This window comes from Blastococcus sp. SYSU DS0973 (genome assembly GCF_054051055.1).
Window position 1 is genome coordinate 44,607 of sequence record NZ_JBJHAN010000002.1, and the last position, 17,928, is coordinate 62,534.

Here is a 17,928-nt window from a genome sequence, read left to right on the forward strand (position 1 = left end):
GAACCGCCCGGACCGGGTCGTGAGCGCCGGGCACGTCCGGCGCCGCGGCAAGAAGCACGAGGAGGAGGAGCACGAGAACCACGAGCGGTGGCTGGTGTCCTACGCGGACATGATGACCCTGCTGCTGGTGCTCTTCGTGGTGCTCTACGCCATGAGCCAGGTGGACACGGCCAAGTTCGCCGCCCTCGCCAAGGGGTTGAACCAGAGCCTGGGCGGTCCGATCACGGTGACGCCGGCGGCGTCGCCCCAGGACTCCGTGCTCGACGGGCTGCCGGGCGTCATCGACATCGCCTCCGCCATCCCTCCGGACCCGACGGTGCAGCAGGCGCAGGTCGACCAGGCCGCGGCCCGGGCCGCCGCCGAGCGCGCCGAGCGCATCGCCGCCGAGGCGGCGGCCGCGTACGACGAGCTCGCCGCGGCCCGCGACGCGATCGAGGCGGCGCTCGCCCAGGCGGGCCACGCCGGCGCCGCGCGGTACGAGATCGACGAGCGCGGTCTGGTCGTGCACATCGTGGCCGACCAGGTGCTCTTCGACGCGGAGGAGGCGGTGCTGCGGCCCGAGGGCCGCGCCATCCTCGCCGCCGTCGCACCCGCCGTCGCCGCGCTGCCCAACCAGCTCGGCATCGAGGGGCACACCAACCACCTCCCGGTCACCCCGGGCGGCCGGTGGCCCTCGAACTGGGAGCTGTCGACCTACCGCGCCACCACCGTGCTGCGGTACCTGGCCGGCGAGGGCGTCCCGCAGCCGCGGCTGTCGGCCACCGGCTACTCCTCGACCCGGCCGCTGGTGCCCGAGGCGGACCCGAACGCCGTCACCGTCAACCGGCGGGTCGACGTCGTCGTCCTGTCCACCGCCTCGGCGGAGGCCAACGCCCTCCTGCCGGGCATCGACGCCGCCAACCAGGGAGATCGCGAATGAGCAAGCAGGACAAGAACGCCCCCGCCGAGGGCGAGGAGACCGAGGCCACGAGCGGGAAGAAGAAGCTCCTCCTCGTGCTGGCCGTCGCCCTGCTCGCCGGGGCGGGCGCCGCCTACTTCTTCCTGTTCGCCGGCTCGGGCAAGGCCGAGGCGGAGGAAGAGCCGGTGTCCAGCGGCACGTTCCTCGCGCTGGACCCGGTGGCGGTCAACCTCGCCGGTGGCGGCTACCTGAAGATCGGCGTGGCCCTGGAGCTGACCGAGGACGGCGCCGCGGGTGGCGGTCACGGCGGTGGCGGGCCGGACGGCTCCAAGGCCATGGACCTGATCATCTCGACGTTCTCGCAGGCAGACCCGCGGGACGTGACCGGTGCCCGCGAGGCGCTCAAGGAGTCGCTGCAGGCGAAGATCATCGAGGCCTACACCGACCACGACGTCAAGGCCGTCATGGGGATCTACTACACGGAGTACGTGACGCAGTAGCGCCCGTCCGACCACTCAGCGGTGCCTTTCGGTCACGGAGGGCACCGGAATGCGGCATCACACGCCCCACCCGTACCGCACCTCCCGGGCGGCACGGCGTCCCCCGGCCGACCGGTCAGGGTGCCCGTGGTCCCCGCCGATGAGGGGTTGCGTGACCACCCCCGAGACCGGACCGGCCCCGGCTGCCGCCGGCCCGGGCGGCCGCAGCCGCCGCGGGGAGCCGCGCACCTACGACTTCCGCCGCCCGACGAAGCTCTCCCGCGAGCACGTGCGGGTCATGCAGATCGCCCAGGAGGCCTTCGCCCGCCAGGCGACGACGATCCTCACGACGTTGCTCCGCACCGGCGCCCGCCTGGAGCTGGGCGGCATCGAGCAGTTCTCCTACGACGACTACATCGGGACGCTGCCCGACCCCAGCTTCATCACGACGTTCAGCATGGAGCCGCTGGCCGGCAAGGGGCTGCTGGCCTTCCCCCTCGACATCGCGATGGCGATGCTGGACCACATGCTCGGTGGCTCCGGCAACGCCGCCCAGCCCAACCGGCCGATGACGGCGATGGAGACCACCATCACCAACCATCTGCTCGAGCGGCTGCTCGACGAGTTCGCCACCTCGCTGTCGTCGATCACCGGCATCCAGCCGGTGCTCCTCGGGCGCGAGTACAACCCCCAGCTCGCCCAGGCGGCCGCCGGCTCGGACACCGTCATGGTCGCCACCTTCGCCATGGCCGTCGGCAGCCGGGAGGGCGAGGCGACGCTCGTGCTGCCGTTCTCCTCCTTCGCCCAGGCGCTGAACAACGCGGCGTCCCCGCAGCTGTCGGAGTCGGCTCTGCGCAAGCGGCAGCGCGCCCGTGAAGCGCTGGCCGCACGGCTGAACCTCGTGCCGGTCGACGTGAGCGTGCGCTTCGCTCCGCTCACCGTCTCCTCCTCCGACCTGCTCTCCCTCGCCGTCGACGACGTGCTGCTGCTCCGCCATCCGCGGGACAGCCCGCTGGAGGTCACGACCAACGACGTGACGTTCGCCTACGCGATCGCCAGCAACCACCGGCGCCGACTCGCCGCCTCGATCGTCCCCACCCCGCACGCTCCGCACGCCGCGAAGGACTCCGCATGACCGCGCCCCGTACCGACTCGCAGGACTCCCAGACCGTCACGTCGGTCGTCGCCGCGGCCGCCCGCGCGGCCGCAGCCCTGGTCCCCTCGACCTCCGTGCTCACCGCCGGCGCCCCGGTCAGCGACCCGGACACCGTGCCCCTCCCCCCGGCCGCGGCGGTCGCGGTGACCGCGGGCCTGTCCGGCGAGGTGTCCGGCGACGTCGTCCTGGTGATCTCCGGTGACGTCGTCGACGCCCTGCAGCACTCCCCCGTCGGGCAGATGGACGTCGCCTCCGCGCTGCGCCCCGCCCTGGAGGCGGCCGCGGCGACCCTCGGCCGGGTGCGGGTGGCCTCCGAGCGGACCGAGGAGCCGGTGGCCGCGCTCGACGGGCTGCGCGACAAGGGCATGTTCGTCGCCGTCCCGCTCCTGGCCGACGGCGAGCACCAGGCGACCCTGGCCCTCCAGGTCACCCTTCCGGCCGTCCGGGACCAGCGCGGCAGCCTCGAGCTGCTCCGGCACGTGGCCATGGAGGTCACCGTCGAGATCGGGCGGACCCGGATGACCGTGCAGGAGCTGCTCTCGCTGCACCCCGGCGAGGTCGTGGAGCTCGACCGCGCCGCCAGCGCCCCCGCCGACCTGCTGGTCAACGGCACGCTGATCGCCCGCGGCGAGGTGGTCGTCGTCGACGAGGACTTCGGGCTGCGGATCAGCGAGATCGTCACCGACGCCGCAGAGCTGGGAGCCCAGGCCTCGTGACCTGGATGATCATCCGGCTGTTCCTGTCGCTGGCCCTGATCGGCGGCGTGCTGTGGTTCGCCGCCCGGCTGGCCAAGAAGAAGGGGCTCGGCCAGGGCAACGGCCTCATCGAGGTCGTCGCCCGGCAGCGCATGGGCCGCACCAGCTCGGTGAACGTGGTGCGCATCGCCGACGTCGTCCTGGTCATCGGCGCCACCGAGGAGCAGGTCACGCTGCTCGCCGAGGTCGACGGCGACGCCGTGGAGGCTGCGCTCGGCGAGCGGCGCGCACCCGCCCGGCTGCGCGCCGCCGACGGGCCGGCCGACGCCGACGACGCACCGGCGACCCCGGTGCCCGCCGCCCGCTCCTCCGCCGAGGGCGTGCTGGCCGGGTCGGTGCTGGACCGCCAGGGCTGGGGCACGCTGGTCGCCGAGCTGCGGGAGCGGACGGTCCGCCGGTCATGACGGCCCTCGTGCGCCCGCTGCCGCGACCGGCCACCGGCCGCGCGACCGGGCATCGTGCCGCCGTCGTGCTGCTGGCGCTGCTGGTCGTCGCCGTGGCGGCGGTCCTGCTCGCCGGCCCGGCGTCGGCCGCACCGACGGCGCCCACCGACCCCACCGCGCCCGTCGCCCCGGTGGTCGACGGGACCGTGGACATCTCCATCGGTGACGGCTCGCCAAGCAGCTCCATCACCCTGATCCTGGCGATCACCGTGCTGTCGGTCGCGCCCTCGGTGCTGCTGCTGGCCACGTCGTTCACCAAGATCATCGTGGTCCTGGGCCTCACCCGGAACGCGCTCGGCATGGCGACCTCGCCGCCGAACCAGGTGCTCACCGGCATCGCCCTGTTCCTCACGCTGTTCGTGATGGGCCCGGTGTTCTCCGACATCAACGCACTCGCCGTCCAGCCGTACATGGACGGCGCCATGTCGGTGTCGCAGGCCTACGACGCGGGCGTCGTGCCCCTGCGCGAGTTCCTGCTGGACAACACCCGCGAGGACGAGCTGAAGCTGATGATCGGGCTGTCGGGCGAGGAGGCCCCGGCCGATGCGACGCAGGTCAGCATGACGACGCTGATCCCGGCGTTCGTGCTCTCGGAGCTGAAGAGCGCGTTCATCATCGGGCTGGTCATCTTCATCCCGTTCCTGGTCCTCGACATGCTCGTCAGCGCCGCGCTCATGGCGCTCGGCATGATGATGGTCCCGCCGACCATCGTGTCGCTGCCCTTCAAGCTGCTGCTCTTCGTCGTCGTCGACGGCTGGGCGCTGATCACCACCGCGCTGGTGGGTTCCTACGGGGGGGCGGGGTAGCCGTGAGTGACGCCGATGTCACGGAGATCGCCGCGCAGACCATGATGGTCGCCGCGAAGGTCGCCGCCCCCATCCTGCTGACCGCGCTGCTGGTCGGCTTCCTGATCTCGCTGTTCCAGGCGGCGACGCAGATCCAGGAGGCCACGCTCTCCTTCGTCCCGAAGATGATCGCCGTCTCCATCGCCCTGCTGGTGACCGGGAACTGGGTGCTCGCCGAGCTGGTCAGCTTCACCCACGCCCTGTTCGACCAGCTGCCGGCGCTGCTCGACCGGACGTAGCGCCGTGGACCTCTCGGTCCCGGCGGTCACCCTCGCGGCCCTGCTCCTCGGCACGGCGCGCGCCGCCGGCTTCGTGCTGCTCGCCCCGCCGTTCAACTCCCGGGTCATCCCCGGGGCGGTGAAGGGCGCCCTGGCTCTCGCGCTGTCGGTGCTGCTGTCGGCCGAGATCGCCCCGACCCTGCCGACGCCGACGGCCGGCTTCCTCGTGGTCACCGCCCTCACCGAGGTGGTCATCGGCGCGGCGCTGGGCTTCGTCGTCCAGGTGCTGTTCACCGCCGTCCAGATGGCCGGCGACATCCTCGACGTCACCGGCGGCTTCTCGCTGCAGCCGGGCTACGACCCGATGGCCATGACGCAGAACAGCTCCCTGGGCAAGCTGCACTACCTGCTGGCCAGCACCCTGCTGTTCACCAGCGGCGGGCACCTGCTCATGGTCAAGGGGTTCGCCACCTCCTACGAGGGGCTGCCGGTGGGCGGTGAGGTGCCCACCGACCAGATCGCGGCGGTCCTCATCACGGCCTTCTCCATGATGTTCCTGGCCGCCCTGCAGATCGCCGGGCCCATGGTCGCGGTCCTGCTGCTCGCCGACGTCGCGCTGGCCCTGCTCAGCCGGGCCGCGCCGGCGCTCAACGTCTTCGCCCTCGGCTTCCCGGTGAAGATCATGCTGACCCTGGCGATGCTGGGGCTCACCTTCCCCCTGCTCCCCCCGGCCCTGGACGCCCTGCTCGAGCACGGCACCCGCGCCATGATCTCCCTGCGCGGCGGCTGATGGCCAAGGACGGACCGGGTGGTGAGAAGACCGAGAAGCCCACTCCCCAGCGCCTGAAGAAGGCGCGCAAGGACGGGCAGATCCCGCGCACCCAGGAGCTGGGCACCTGGCTGGGCGTGGCGGCCGCCAGCTTCCTGCTGCCGATGCTCGTGGGCAACGCCTTCGACGCCGCCCAGCAGCTGTTCGTGCACGTGGGCACGGTGGTCGACGACCCCCAGCCCGCCGCCGTCACCGCCCTGCTGGGGAAGGCCCTCGTCGCCTTCCTGACGACGCTGCTCCCCACGGCCATCGCGCTGATGCTCGTGGGGGTGGCCTCGTCGGCGGCCCAGGGCGGCGTGCACGTGACGACCAAACCCATGCAGCCCAAGCTGAAGAAGTTCAACCCGTTCCCGGGCCTCAAGCGCATGTTCGGCACCCAGGGCCTCTGGGAGGCGGCGAAGGCGCTGATCAAGACCGCCGCGCTGGGCACGGTCGTGGTCATCACCAGCGACCGGGCGCAGGCGCTGGTGTCCTCCGCCGGCGCGCTGCCGCTCTCGGCCGTCGCGGCCACCTTCACCGACTCGGCCGTGCTGATGTTCCGCGTCGTCGCGGTCACCGGCCTGGTCATCGCCGTCGCCGACTACGTCGTCGTGCGGACGAAGACGAGGAAGCAGCTCAGGATGAGCAAGTACGAGATCCAGCAGGAGCACAAGCAGGCCGAGGGCGACCCGCACATGAAGGCGCACCGCCGCGGGGTGCAGATGGCGATGTCGCGCAACCGGATGATGAGCGAGGTCGCCGATGCCGACGTCCTGCTGGTCAACCCGACGCACGTCGCCGTCGCCCTGAAGTACGACGCCGCCAAGGGTGCGCCGCGCGTGGTCGCCAAGGGCGCCGGGGCGATCGCGGCGAAGCTGCGCGAGAAGGCGGCCGAGGCCCGCGTCCCGATGGTCCAGGACATCCCCCTGGCCCGGGCGCTGCACGCCTCCTGCGACCTCGGCCAGGAGGTGCCCCCGCAGCTGTTCACCGCGGTCGCCCGCGTGCTGGCCTTCGTCATGCATCTCGGTGCGCGCGGGGTCCGCGGCGGGTTGCACCGCCCCGGCTTCGAGGCACCCGACACGACCGACCTGCCGAAGGCCGGCCGGCGCCGCCCCACCGCCGCCGCTTGAAAGAGGACCCCGGTACCGGTTCCGCAGCGGGCTGCCGATGAGGGAGGGGTGAGCCAGCGTCTGTTCGCCGCCCCCGGAGCGGGCGAGTGAAGGGCCTGGGCAAGGCCGCCGTCCCGATCGGCGTCGTCGCCATCGTCCTCATGCTGGTGGTGCCGCTGCCGGCCGAGATGATGGACCTGCTGATCGGCGTCAACCTCGCCGTCTCGCTGCTGGTCCTGCTGGTCGCCATGCAGATCCGGAAGCCGCTCGACTTCGCCGTCTTCCCGTCGCTGCTGCTGGTGGCGACGCTGTTCCGGCTGTCGCTGAACGTCTCCTCGACCCGCCTCGTGCTCACCGACGGCTACGCCGGCAAGGTGATCGAGGCCTTCGGGCACATCGTCATCGGCGGCTCGCTCATCGTCGGGCTCGTAATCTTCCTGATCCTGACCATCGTGCAGTTCGTGGTCATCACCAACGGCGCCGGCCGCGTCGCCGAGGTCGGCGCCCGCTTCACCCTCGACGCCATGCCCGGCAAGCAGATGGCCATCGACGCCGACCTCAACGCCGGCCTGATCAACGAGGCCCAGGCCCGCAAGCGCCGGCACGAGGTCACCGCCGAGGCCGACTTCTACGGCTCGATGGACGGCGCATCGAAGTTCGTCAAGGGCGACGCCATCGCCGGCATCGTCGTGACGCTGGTGAACCTCATCGGCGGGTTCGCCATCGGGATGATGCAGCGCGGCCTGGCCCCGGCCGAGGCCGTGAGCACGTACTCGCTGCTGACCGTCGGCGACGGCCTGGTGTCGATGATCCCGGCGCTGCTGATGTCCACCGCGACCGGCATCATCGTGACCCGGTCGGCGACCGAGGGTGACATGGGCAGCGACCTGATCGCCCAGCTCGGCCGGTTCAAGCAGCCGGTGCGCATCGCCGGCGGCGCCGCCCTGGCGCTCTGCCTGATCCCCGGCCTGCCCAAGCTGCCCTTCCTGCTCGTCGGCGGGTTCTTCCTGTTCCTCTCCACCCGGATGACCGACGAGCCGGAGGTCGACGAGGAGGCCGAGGCCGCAGCCGCGGCGGCCGAGCTGGAGCCGGCACCCGACTCCCCCGAGGCGATCGCGGAGAAGATGCGCGTCGACCCGTTGGAGCTCGAGGTCGCGTTCGACCTCGTCGACCTGGTCGACACCGCCCGCGGCGGCGACCTGCTCGACCGGGTCAAGGCGCTGCGCCGGAAGGTCGCCATGGAGACCGGTCTGGTCATCCCGCTGGTGCGCACCCGCGACAACCTGGACCTGCCCTCGTCGCAGTACGTCATCTGGCTCAACGGCGTCCCCGTGGCCAAGGGCAGCTCCCCCGCGGGCACCGTCCTCGCCATCGGTGACGCCCTGGACGGTCTGCCCGGCAAGCCCACCCGCGAGCCCGTCTTCGGCCTGGCCGCCAAGTGGGTCCCCGCCGAGCTCCAGCGCGCCGCCGAGATGGCCGGGGCGACCGTCGTCGACCGCTCCTCGGTCATCACCACGCACCTGGCAGAGGTCGTCCGCCAGCACGCCGCCGAGCTCCTCGGCCGGGAGGACGTCCGCCTGCTCGTGGAGATGGTGCGCCGCTCGCACCCTGTCGTCGTCGAGGAGCTGACCCCCACGCTGCTCACCCTGGGAGAGGTGCAACGCGTGTTGCACGCGTTGCTCGCCGAGGGTGTGTCGATCCGGGACCTGGTGCGCATCTTCGAGGCACTCTCTGTGCGTGCCAAGCACTCGACCGAATCCGACGGCCTCGTCGAGGCGGCGCGGTCGGCGCTCGGGTCGGCGATCAGCCAGCCCTACGTCACGCCCGACGAGCGGCTGCACGTCCTCACGCTGGAGCCGGGCTTCGAGCAGCGGCTGCTCGAGTCGGTCCGGCAGACCGAGATGGGCGCCGTCCTGGCCCTCGACGCCGGCGCGGTGGACGCCCTGGTCCACGGCTGCAGCGGCATGCTCGAGGACGCCGAGCGGCAGGGTCTGTCCCCGGTCCTCGTCTGCTCGCCCCAGGTCCGCGCGGCCCTCGCGCGGCTGATGCGCCAGATCCTGCCCCGGCTGCCGGTCATCTCCTACGCGGAGGTGTCCCGGACGGCCCAGATCGAGTCGCTGGGAGTGGTGAGCGGTGCCGTTGCGATCCGTTGAGGCCGCTACGCGCGACGACGCGATCGCAGCTGCGCGTGAGCAGTTCGGGCCGCACGCCCGGGTCGTGGGCGTGCGGCGGATCCGGTCCGGTGGCGTGCTCGGCTTCTTCGCCACCGAGCGCTACGTCGCCGAGGTGGCGCCCGACCAGCTCGTCCGGCCCGGCGTCCCACCGTCGGCCGGCCCCGTGCCCATCGCCGGCGTCGAGGCGTACGACTCCCCGCTGGCGTCGGCCGCCCCGGCGCGCGCCCGCACGACGGCGCCCGCCCGCAACGGGGCCGCCGCGTGGGCTGCGGAGGCCGCGCGCGCCGGCTCGCCGGAGACGCCTCCCGGCACGGCCCACCGCGCCCCGGCGCCGGAGCTGTCGGTGCGTCCGGTCGGCGACGACGTGCAGCGCCATGCCCGGCTCGACGACCGGCTCGACGAGCTGACCGGCCTGCTGGGCGGCGCCTCCGCGGCCGCTCGCGCCACGTTCCCGACCGCCGCCCGTGAGCCGGCCACCGCCGCTCCGCGCGTGCGGACCACCCCGGCGCCGGCGGAGGAGCCGGCGACCGCGTCCCAGGACGACGCCCTGGCTCCCTCACCGTTCACCGCCGCGCTGGCCCGCATGGTGTCCGGCGACCGCGAGGTGCGCCAGGCCGTCGCCGAGGCGCTGGAGCAGCCCGCCTCGGAGCCGGCTCCCGCGATCGTTGCGAACGAGGCGACCGGCACTCCGGCACCCCGCCCGAGCCTGGCCGCGGCCATCCGATCAGCAGACCCGTCGACGCGGTGCGAGGCCGTGCACCAGGAGGACCCCACGGTGAGGGACGAGGCCACCGCGCCGGCCTCCACGTCCGCGACCGCGGTGCCCGCCTGGATGGCGTCGGAGCAGCCCATCGATCCGTCACCGTCCACGCGGCAGGAGGAGATCGCCGAGGCGCTGCGCGCAGCTCTGGCGCAGGGGCACTCCGACGAGGCCATCGCCGGCATCCTGCGCAAGATCCTCGCGGGCGATTCGCCGCAGGAGGCCATCGCCGAGCCGGCCGTCATCGCGCCCTCCCTCTCCGAGCCGGTGTCCCCCGTGGAGACCGTCGAGCCTGTCGCGGTCGAACCGGCTGCCCCGCTGTTCCCGGAGTCCGTCGCGGCACCGGTCGCCGAGGCCGTGGTGGCCACCGAGCTCCCGGCGTCCGCGTCGTCGTCCCCCCTGTTCGGTGCCCCGGCTCCCAGGGGGACGGTGTCCGACCTCGGCTGGGGTGCGTCTGCCGCGACCACGCTGCTGTGGGGAGAGCCGACCGTCGACGTCGAGGACCGGCTGCCGCCGGTCACCGCGGAGGGACCCGTCGCCCTGGCGGTCGACGACGAGCCGGTGGCGGAGGAGTCCGCAGTCGCTGCCGAGGAGCCCGACGAGGTGGCCGCGGAGGCGGTGGCCGCGGAGGTCGCCGCAGCCGGGATCGTCGAGTCCGCGGAGGTCGCCCCGATGCTGGCCCGCACCGCCAGCGACCCCGCTCCCCTGTCGATGTCCCTCGACGCGACCACCGTCCTGCCGCGGGTCTCCCTCCTCCCGCCGCTGCCGGGTGCCCGGGGCCGGGGCCTGCCCCCCGTGCCGCCGTCGTCCTCCCGTCCCGCCGTCCCGTCCGCGCGTCCGGGGACGCCGAGTGCCCCCGAGGTGGCTCCTGCGCCGGAGGTCACCGCCCCGGCCCCCCGTGCGCTGGCGACCGTCACCCGGCTGCCCGTGGCACCGCTCATGGCGAACGACGACCTGCCGGTGATGCCGGACCTCGACGACGCCGACGAGGCGCTCGCGCCCGTCGAGGCCCCGGCGGCAGCCGCACCGCGGGCCGCGCCCGCCCCGGCTGCGCCCGACGAGGTCGTCATCCGGCTCGCCGGGCTGGGCCTTCCGCCTGAGCTGCTCGGTGAGGACTTCGCCGACCGGGTCGAGGCCGACGGCACCTACGCCGCGCTCACCCACGCGCTGGCCGTCCGGCTGCCCGAGGTGCCCGAGCTGCCCAGCGGCGCCGGCGACGTGCTGTTCGTGGTCGGCCCCGGGGTGGAGACCCTGCGCGCCGCCCGGGCGCTCGCCGCCTCGCTCCGCCTGGACCCCTACCGGGTGCAGTGGGCGACGCGCGGCGACCTCGCCGGCCTCGCCGCCAAGGGCAGCCGCATGACCACCACCGACGCAGCGATCGACCGCCGTCAGGAGGCGGCCGATGCCGGCACGGTGACCATCGTGGCCGTCGACGCCCCGCTGCGCAGCGACGTCCACTGGATGGGGCAGATGCTGGACATCTGGTCGCCGGTGGCGGTGTGGGCCGTCGTGGAGGCCACCCGCAAGCCCGAGGACCTGGAGCTGTGGCTCGACGGGCTGGCCCGGGTGGACGCGCTGGTCGTGCAGGACACCGACCTCAGCGCCGACCCCGCAGCCGTGCTGCAGCGCCTGACCGTGCCCGTGGCCCTCCTGGACGGCGTGCGCGCCACGCCGCACCGCTGGGCGTCGCTGCTCTGCGAGCGCCTGGACAGCCCGCAGGCATGAACCCGCTGCGCTGGGACGTGCTCCTCGTCGGGTTCGTGCTGGCGGTCCCGGTCCTGGCGCTCGGCCTGCGCGGTGACTTCACGACCGAGGAGGTGGTGAACCGGCTGCCGTGGTGCCTGGCCGCCGGCTGGGCGGCGGTCGCGCTGGTGCGGACGGTCGTCGCCCCGGTCACGCCCGCTCCCAAGCCGCGGCGCCGCTCCGCGCCGCGGCGGGCACCGGCCGACGAGCCGGCCGACGTCTGACTCGACCGGTCGCTCCGGGGGTGCTTCTCCCGCTTGCCGGGTCCCGCAGGACTCCACGAGTGCGAGGTGCACCCCCAGAGCCCGTCGTCCACAGCCGGCACGTCCGTCCACCGGAACGCCCGGGCACTGGTGAGGACGCTCCCCGCGCCGGACGGTCGGCGGATGACCGAACCACCCGACACCCCTTCCCTGCTCCTGCGCCGCGAGGCCGTCGCCGCCGGCTGGTCCGACGACGAGCTGGCCCGGGCGGTGTGCTCGGGCAGCCTGACCCGGCTGCGCCGGGGTGCCTACGTCGACGGTGTCCTCGCGCCCGCGTCGATCGCACGCCACGGGCTGCTGGTGCGCGCGACCCTGGCGGCCCTGCGCCGGCCGGCGGTGGTGAGCCACCAGTCGGCCGCGGTCCTCCTCGGGCTGCCGCTGTGGAACGTGCCCCTCGACCGCGTCCACGTGACGCGCCCCACCGGCGCCTGGAGCGACCGCAGCGGCGTGCTCTGCTGTCACGTCGCCCGTCTCCGCGACGACGAGGTGGTCGACGTCGGCGGGGTACCGGTCACCGACCCCGTCCGCACGGTGCTGGACCTGGCACGGTCCCAGCCGCACGAGACGGCGGTCGTGAGCATCGACGGCGCCCTGCACCGGGGGCTGCTGACGCACGACGCGCTGCGCGCCCGGCTGTTCGACGTGGTCGGGGCGCCGGGCGCCCGGAGCGCAGCCCGGGCGGTGGCCGCGGCAGACGGACGGAGCGAGAGCGTCGGCGAGAGCCGCAGCCGGGTGATCCTCCACAGGTGGAAGCTCGCACCGTCGGCGCTGCAGTTCGAGGTCCGGTCCGGGGGCGGCGAGCTGGTCGCGCGTACGGACTTCGCCTGGGAGGACGCCCGCCTGGTGGGTGAGTTCGACGGCCGGGTGAAGTACGGCCGGCTCCTGCGGCCGGGGGAGGCACCCGGCGACGCGGTGTTCGCCGAGAAGCTCCGCGAGGACGCCGTCCGCGACGAGGACTGGGACGTGGTGCGCTGGGTGTGGGCGGACCTCGCCGCACCGCACCGGCTCGCCGCCCGGGTGCGCCGAGCGCACGAGCGGGCTGCCGACCGCCGTCGATGACTCCTCTGGGGGCGGTCCTCGCACTGCGGGAGCCCTGCAGGACCCGCACAGCACGAGGAACACCCCCAGAGCGGCCGCGGGTCAGGTCAGAGCGGCAGGTCCTCCAGCATCTCGGTGACCAGGGCGGCGATCGGCGAGCGCTCGGACCGGGTGAGCGTCATGTGCGCGAACAGCACGTGCCCCTTGAGCTTCTCGATGACCGCGGTGATCCCGTCGTGCCGGCCGACCCGGAGGTTGTCCCGCTGGGCGACGTCGTGGGTGAGCACCACCCGCGAGTTGCTGCCCAGCCGGGACAGCACGGTCAGCAGCACACCCCGCTCGAGCGACTGCGCCTCGTCGACGATCACGAAGGAGTCGTGCAGCGACCGCCCGCGGATGTGGGTGAGCGGGAGGACCTCGATGAGGTCGCGGGCGGCGATCTCCTCGAGGACCTCCCGGGAGACCAGGGCGCCGAGGGTGTCGTAGACCGCCTGCGCCCAGGGCGACATCTTCTCGCCCTCGCTGCCCGGCAGGTAGCCGAGCTCCTGCCCGCCGACGGCGTACAGCGGCCGGAAAATGACCACCTTCTTGTGCGCCCGCCGCTCCATCACCGACTCGAGCCCGGCGCACAGCGCCAGCGCCGACTTGCCGGTGCCCGCCCGGCCACCGAGCGACACGATGCCGATCTCCGGGTCCAGCAGCAGGTCCAGGGCCACCCGCTGCTCGGCCGAGCGCCCGTGCAGCCCGAACGCCTCACGGTCACCGCGGACCAGGCGCACCTGCTTGTCGGGCAGCACCCGGCCCAGCGCGGAGCCGCGCGAGGAGAGCAGCACCAGCCCGGTGTGCGTGGGCAGCTCGGCCGCAGCCGGCAGGAATGCCTCGCCCGTCTCGTAGAGCTCGTCGAGCTCCGCGTCGTCGAGGCTCAGCTCGGTCATCCCGGTCCAGCCGGCGTCGACGGCGTCGAGCACCCGGTACTCGTCGGCCTCCAGGCCGACCGCCGCCGCCTTGACCCGCAGCGGCACGTCCTTGGTCACCAGGCAGACGTTCCTGCCCTCGGCCCGCAGGTTGAGCGCCACCATCATGATCCGGCTGTCGTTGCTGTCGTTCCGGAAGCCGGCCGGCAGCACCGACGGGTCGCTGTGGTTCAGCTCGACGTGCAGCGTGCCGCCCTCCTCCCCCACCGGGACGGGGGCGTCGAGCCGGCCGTGGGTGACCCGCAGGTCGTCCAGGATGCGCAGCGTCTGGCGGGCGAACCACCCCAGCTCCGGGTGGTTGCGCTTGTCCTCCAGCTCTCCGATGACGACGAGCGGCAGCACCACGTCGGCGTCCCCGAAGCGCAGCAGCGCGCCGGGGTCGGAGAGCAGGACCGAGGTGTCGAGGACGAACGTGCGGCGAGTGTTCACGAGTCGGCTCCCGTGGGGCGCCACTCCGATGACAGAGCGCGCCCCGGCTCGAAGGTGACCGGGCCCCGGCACAGGGGCCGGGTACCGGCCCCTCTGGACGACGAACGCAGTCGCACCAACCGGGCCTCCCGTGAACGGCGAGGGCAGCTCGCCGTTCACCGCGGACGCTAGGCCCGGGGAGTGACATCCGCGTGACGTGCACCCGACGAGAAGGAGTGCATGTCACCCGTACGGCTCAAGCGCACCAGCGGTCCCACACGGTCGGGAAGTCCGATCCGCGGCGGAACCGGCGCACCCCCGGGAACCACCCGAGCACCGCCGGCAGCACCGTCGTCGACGACGCCCCACCACGCGGTCGCGGTGCCGTAGCCGCCGGTTGCCCGGGGCGTCGGCGGGGGCCGGTCACCACCGCTCGCCGGTGCCGTCGGACCGGGGGCGCAGCGCCGATCGCTCGACCGTGTCGGTGCGCTCGCCCGGTGGCGGCCACCGGCGGTCGTCGCCGTCCCACGCCTCCTCGTCCCACGCCTCGTCGTACGGCCCGTCCTCGTACCGCTCGTCGGCCCACTCCTCCTCGTCGGCCCACCGGTCCTCGTGACGCCGGGAGTGCACGGGACCCCGCGCCGGGCGCCGGGGGCGGAGCGCGACCAGCGCCCAGACGGCGGGCACCAGCAGCACCGGCCACTGCACCGCGGGGTCACCGAACCGGACCATGCCCGCGACGAGCAGCGCGGCCAGCCAGCCCGCGGTCCACAGCCCCAGGAACCGGGCCTGTACCGGGGAACGGGCGCGCACGGGTCAGGCGGCCGGGATCTCGGCGGCGATCCGCTGCGGGGTCAGCGGCTCGTCGAGCAGGCGGACGAAGCGGTCGGCGACCGGCTGCGCCGCGGGGCGGGCGGCCAGCCACCGCGAGAGCAGGTCGAACCCCTCCACGTAGGTGGAGATGTAGGCCCGCCACAGCGGATCGGTGAGGAAGCGGATCTGCTGCCGGGCCCGCTCGGGGCTGACCAGGGCCCACCGCTGCAGGTAGGCGCTGACCTCGTCGGCGTCGGCCCCCCGGTCGTGCAGGAGCACCGCGGCGTCCTGCCGCACCCGGTTGAGCGGGGCCGCCGCGGCCGCGATCCGCTCGGCGAGGACGCCGTCGAACCGGAGCCCGAGGTCACCCAGGATCTCCGCCGACCAGGCCCCCCAGTCCTCGCCGATGGCCGCAGGCACGCCGAGGTCGGCCAGTCCCTCGGCCATCAGGCACTCGGGGGTGTTGACCAGGAAGACCGTGTGCTCCAGCCGCCCCGACCGCTCGACCAGACCGGTCTCCTTGCGGCAGTGCTCGGTGTGGTGCCCGGGATAGGACTCGTGCGCCACCAGGTGCGGCAGCTGCGAGAGCCGGTGCGGCAGGTCGGCGTTGATGGCGACGCGGGACCGGTAGCCGCCCTCGTAGTAGTTGAACCCCGACCACGGCTTGTCGGTGACCACCTCGTACCGCACCGTCTCGATCTCCGGGAGCCCGTACTGGCCCCGCACCCGGTCGCGCAGCGCGCTCGACAGCGCCTGCACCGCGGTTTCCAGCCGGTCCGGCGGGCACTCCTCCCGACGCCGGTGCGCCGCGTACCGCTCCGCCAGCGAGCCGTCGCCGGGCAGCAGGGCGTCCAGCTCCGCGTGCGCGCCGGCGTACGCGGCGTCGTCGCCGAGCTCGACGTCGACCTGGAAGTAGCTGCGGACCTCCTCGACGAAGCCGACCGGCTCCCCGCTCATCTTCCGGGCGCTGCACTCCAGGCCGGTGAGCTGACCGCGGAGGAAGTCCGCTCGGTCGTCGGGCAGGCCCGCGATGTCGAGGTGGCGCAGCAGCTCCCGCGCGCGGTCGCGCAGCTGCTGCGGCGTGGGGGCGGGCTCGTCCTGCACCTGCGCCCGGATCCGCGGGTCGCCGGTGTAGGCGTCGACGAAGCCGGACTCCAGACGGTCGAAGCGCAGCCCCAGCCGCACGTACTCCAGGGCGACGTCCAGAGTTCCCGCGGTCATGGAGGCAGTCTCGCAGCCGCGGCCGCGGCCCGGACCGCCGGTGCCGGGCGTCGGCCGGCCCTACTCGCCGAACCGCCGGTGGCGCGCGGAGTAGTCACGCAGCGCGCGCAGGAAGTCGATCCGCCGGAAGTCCGGCCAGTAGACGTCGGTGAAGTGGAACTCCGCGTTGGCCGTCTGCCACAGCAGGAAGCCCGACATCCGCTGCTCCCCGCTCGTGCGGATGACCAGGTCGGGGTCGGGCTGGCCACGGGTGTAGAGGTGGTCGGCGATGTGCTCCACGTCGAGCACCTCCACCAGCTCCTCCAGCGAGGTGCCGCGGGCCGCGTGCTCGGCCAGCAGGGAGCGGACCGCGTCGGCGATCTCCCGCCGTCCGCCGTAGCCGACCGCGAGGTTCACCGTCGCCCCCGCCCGGTCGCGGGTGTCCTCCTCGGCCTGCTTGAGGACGGCGACCGTCTCCGGCGGCAGCACCTCCGCCGCCCCCATCTGCCGCACCTTCCACCGCCGGCCCGGGCGGGAGAGGTCGACCGCGACGTCCTCGATGATCCGCAGGAGCGGCTGCAGCTCGGAGTCGGGCCGGCGCAGGTTGTCGGTGGAGAGCATGAACAGGGTGACCACCTGCACCCCGGCGTCGTCGCACCAGCCGAGCAGGTCGACGATCTTGTCCGCGCCGCGGCGGTGCCCGTGGACGACGTCCTCCAGGCCGATCGAGCGCGCCCACCGCCGGTTGCCGTCCATGATCACGCCGACGTGCCTGGGCACGTCGGCGTCCACCAGCGCACGCGCCAGCCGCCGCTCGTAGAGCTGGATGAGCGCGTCACGGACCCGCCGGCGCACCCCCACGGCGGTCACCCTAGGCCCCTCGCCGCCGGTCGGCCGGGAGCCCGCCGGGCCGGTCGCGCCTCCACCGGCATCCGGCCTGGCAGGAACCTCACAGCCCGTTCCGGATGACGCAGAACCTACGGCTCCGTAGCCTCGGGCCCATGACCGTTCCATCCTCCGATCGCGCCGCAGTCCGGGTGGAGGCCGACGGGGCGGAGCTCCAGTCCGAGGACCGGGAGGCGATCGGCACCGTCGCCGCGGAGGGCGAGCAGGTCGAGCAGACCTGGACGGCCGCGGACTTCGACGACGACGACTGGGAGCACCCCGACACGCGACCCCGCGCGCGGGGGTGGATCCACCTGTTCTCCTTCTTCGGCGCGATCGTCGCCGGAGCGGTGCTCGTTCCGCTGGCCTCGGTGCAGGGCGCCCGGGCGGGGTGGTCGGTGGCGGTCTACTGCCTCACCATCTGCGGGCTGTTCGGCATCAGCGCGCTCTACCACCGCCGGCGCTGGTCACCGCGCGGCTGGAAGATCATGAAGCGGCTCGACCACTCGATGATCTTCCTGTTCATCGCGGGCACGTACACGCCGTTCGCGCTGCTCGCCGTCGACCAGCCGACCGGCTACTCGATCCTAGCCGGCGTCTGGGCCGGTGCCCTGGCCGGCGTCTGCCTCAAGATGACCTGGCCGACGGCGCCGCGGTGGGTCGGCGTCCCGCTCTACATCGGCCTCGGCTGGGTCGCCGTCTTCATCCTCACCGACATCCTGCACATCGCCGGCGTCGCCTCGCTCGTGCTGCTCGCCGCCGGCGGGGTGCTCTACACCGTCGGCGGGATCACCTACGGCATCAAGAAGCCGAATCCCTGGCCGGGCACCTTCGGCTACCACGAGGTCTTCCACGCGATGACCGTCGTCGCGGCGATCTGCCACTACATCGCCGTGTACTTCGCGGTGTACAACTCTCCATTCGTCTGACCTCCGGTCAGACACCGCGGCCGATTACCG

Annotated in this window: 18 protein-coding genes; 14 read left to right on the plus strand and 4 right to left on the minus strand. The window is 73.6% G+C overall.

Translation table 11 applies throughout. The features are described 5' to 3' along the window. Positions 1-19 precede the first annotated feature (19 nt). From ACI791_RS04015 to ACI791_RS04075, 13 genes are all read left to right on the plus strand, one after another. Complete coding sequence (locus ACI791_RS04015; protein ID WP_456584861.1) at positions 20-919, plus strand: flagellar motor protein MotB; 900 nt, start codon at positions 20-22, stop codon at positions 917-919. Then, positions 916-1,398, plus strand: a complete 483-nt coding sequence (locus ACI791_RS04020; RefSeq protein WP_456584862.1) for a flagellar basal body-associated FliL family protein — start codon at positions 916-918, stop codon at positions 1,396-1,398. Before ACI791_RS04015 ends, ACI791_RS04020 begins: the two co-directional genes overlap by 4 nt. Positions 1,399-1,549: 151 nt before the next feature. Then, entirely contained in the window at positions 1,550-2,512 is a 963-nt protein-coding gene (locus ACI791_RS04025) for a flagellar motor switch protein FliM (protein ID WP_456584863.1), read from the plus strand. Then, on the plus strand, positions 2,509-3,249 hold the full coding sequence (gene fliN / locus ACI791_RS04030; RefSeq protein WP_456584864.1) for a flagellar motor switch protein FliN: 741 nt from the start codon (positions 2,509-2,511) through the stop codon (positions 3,247-3,249). The genes ACI791_RS04025 and fliN overlap by 4 nt, the downstream gene beginning before the upstream one ends. Before the next feature lie 5 nt (positions 3,250-3,254). After that, positions 3,255-3,692: a FliO/MopB family protein gene (locus ACI791_RS04035; RefSeq protein WP_347060676.1), complete on the plus strand. Its 438-nt coding sequence runs from the start codon at positions 3,255-3,257 to the stop codon at positions 3,690-3,692. Then, positions 3,689-4,537 (plus strand): flagellar type III secretion system pore protein FliP, encoded by an 849-nt coding sequence (gene fliP, locus ACI791_RS04040; protein ID WP_456584865.1) that lies wholly within the window; start codon positions 3,689-3,691, stop codon positions 4,535-4,537. The genes ACI791_RS04035 and fliP overlap by 4 nt, the downstream gene beginning before the upstream one ends. A gap of 2 nt (positions 4,538-4,539) precedes the next feature. After that, entirely contained in the window at positions 4,540-4,815 is a 276-nt protein-coding gene (gene fliQ, locus ACI791_RS04045; protein ID WP_347059457.1) for a flagellar biosynthesis protein FliQ, read from the plus strand. 4 nt (positions 4,816-4,819) lie between these two features. After that, a complete protein-coding gene (fliR, locus tag ACI791_RS04050; protein ID WP_456584866.1) occupies positions 4,820-5,584 on the plus strand; it encodes a flagellar biosynthetic protein FliR in 765 nt (254 codons plus the stop codon). Further along, complete coding sequence (locus ACI791_RS04055; RefSeq protein ID WP_456584867.1) at positions 5,584-6,732, plus strand: EscU/YscU/HrcU family type III secretion system export apparatus switch protein; 1,149 nt, start codon at positions 5,584-5,586, stop codon at positions 6,730-6,732. The genes fliR and ACI791_RS04055 overlap by 1 nt, the downstream gene beginning before the upstream one ends. An 86-nt stretch (positions 6,733-6,818) precedes the next feature. Next, complete coding sequence (gene flhA / locus ACI791_RS04060) at positions 6,819-8,864, plus strand: flagellar biosynthesis protein FlhA (RefSeq protein WP_456584868.1); 2,046 nt, start codon at positions 6,819-6,821, stop codon at positions 8,862-8,864. Next, the gene (locus tag ACI791_RS04065; RefSeq protein WP_456584869.1) at positions 8,845-11,370 is read left to right on the plus strand and encodes a hypothetical protein; all 2,526 of its coding nucleotides are present in this window, start codon (positions 8,845-8,847) and stop codon (positions 11,368-11,370) included. Before flhA ends, ACI791_RS04065 begins: the two co-directional genes overlap by 20 nt. Beyond that, positions 11,367-11,612 (plus strand): hypothetical protein, encoded by a 246-nt coding sequence (locus tag ACI791_RS04070; protein ID WP_456584870.1) that lies wholly within the window; start codon positions 11,367-11,369, stop codon positions 11,610-11,612. The genes ACI791_RS04065 and ACI791_RS04070 overlap by 4 nt, the downstream gene beginning before the upstream one ends. Positions 11,613-11,774: 162 nt before the next feature. Further along, positions 11,775-12,710 carry a type IV toxin-antitoxin system AbiEi family antitoxin domain-containing protein gene (locus tag ACI791_RS04075; protein WP_456584871.1) on the plus strand — a complete coding sequence of 312 codons (936 nt, stop codon included), beginning with the start codon at positions 11,775-11,777 and terminating at the stop codon, positions 12,708-12,710. An 86-nt stretch (positions 12,711-12,796) separates the two neighbouring features. On the opposite strand, the gene ACI791_RS04080 is transcribed toward ACI791_RS04075, so the two are convergent. From ACI791_RS04080 to ACI791_RS04095, 4 genes are all read right to left on the minus strand, one after another. Then, positions 12,797-14,092 (minus strand): PhoH family protein, encoded by a 1,296-nt coding sequence (locus ACI791_RS04080; RefSeq protein WP_456584872.1) that lies wholly within the window; start codon positions 14,090-14,092, stop codon positions 12,797-12,799. Positions 14,093-14,494: 402 nt separating this feature from the next. Next, a complete protein-coding gene (locus ACI791_RS04085) occupies positions 14,495-14,884 on the minus strand; it encodes a hypothetical protein (RefSeq protein ID WP_456584873.1) in 390 nt (129 codons plus the stop codon). Between the two features lie 3 nt (positions 14,885-14,887). After that, entirely contained in the window at positions 14,888-16,105 is a 1,218-nt protein-coding gene (locus tag ACI791_RS04090; protein WP_456584874.1) for a DUF885 domain-containing protein, read from the minus strand. A gap of 60 nt (positions 16,106-16,165) precedes the next feature. Further along, a complete protein-coding gene (locus ACI791_RS04095) occupies positions 16,166-16,954 on the minus strand; it encodes an isoprenyl transferase (protein ID WP_456584875.1) in 789 nt (262 codons plus the stop codon). A 131-nt stretch (positions 16,955-17,085) separates the two neighbouring features. Between ACI791_RS04095 and trhA the strand changes: the two genes are divergently transcribed. Continuing rightward, complete coding sequence (gene trhA, locus ACI791_RS04100; RefSeq protein ID WP_456584876.1) at positions 17,086-17,898, plus strand: PAQR family membrane homeostasis protein TrhA; 813 nt, start codon at positions 17,086-17,088, stop codon at positions 17,896-17,898. Positions 17,899-17,928 lie beyond the last annotated feature (30 nt).

What these genes read in the sequence shown, in the direction of transcription:
- ACI791_RS04020 (WP_456584862.1), top strand. Translation starts at nt 916, where the DNA reads ATGAGCAAGCAGGACAAGAACGCCCCCGCCGAGGGCGAGGAGACCGAG.
- fliN (WP_456584864.1), top strand. Translation starts at nt 2,509, where the DNA reads ATGACCGCGCCCCGTACCGACTCGCAGGACTCCCAGACCGTCACGTCG.
- ACI791_RS04035 (WP_347060676.1), top strand. Translation starts at nt 3,255, where the DNA reads ATGATCATCCGGCTGTTCCTGTCGCTGGCCCTGATCGGCGGCGTGCTG.
- fliP (WP_456584865.1), top strand. Translation starts at nt 3,689, where the DNA reads ATGACGGCCCTCGTGCGCCCGCTGCCGCGACCGGCCACCGGCCGCGCG.
- ACI791_RS04055 (WP_456584867.1), top strand. Translation starts at nt 5,584, where the DNA reads ATGGCCAAGGACGGACCGGGTGGTGAGAAGACCGAGAAGCCCACTCCC.
- ACI791_RS04070 (WP_456584870.1), top strand. Translation starts at nt 11,367, where the DNA reads ATGAACCCGCTGCGCTGGGACGTGCTCCTCGTCGGGTTCGTGCTGGCG.
- ACI791_RS04075 (WP_456584871.1), top strand. Translation starts at nt 11,775, where the DNA reads ATGACCGAACCACCCGACACCCCTTCCCTGCTCCTGCGCCGCGAGGCC.
- ACI791_RS04090 (WP_456584874.1), bottom strand. Translation starts at nt 16,105, where the DNA reads ATGACCGCGGGAACTCTGGACGTCGCCCTGGAGTACGTGCGGCTGGGG.
- trhA (WP_456584876.1), top strand. Translation starts at nt 17,086, where the DNA reads ATGACCGTTCCATCCTCCGATCGCGCCGCAGTCCGGGTGGAGGCCGAC.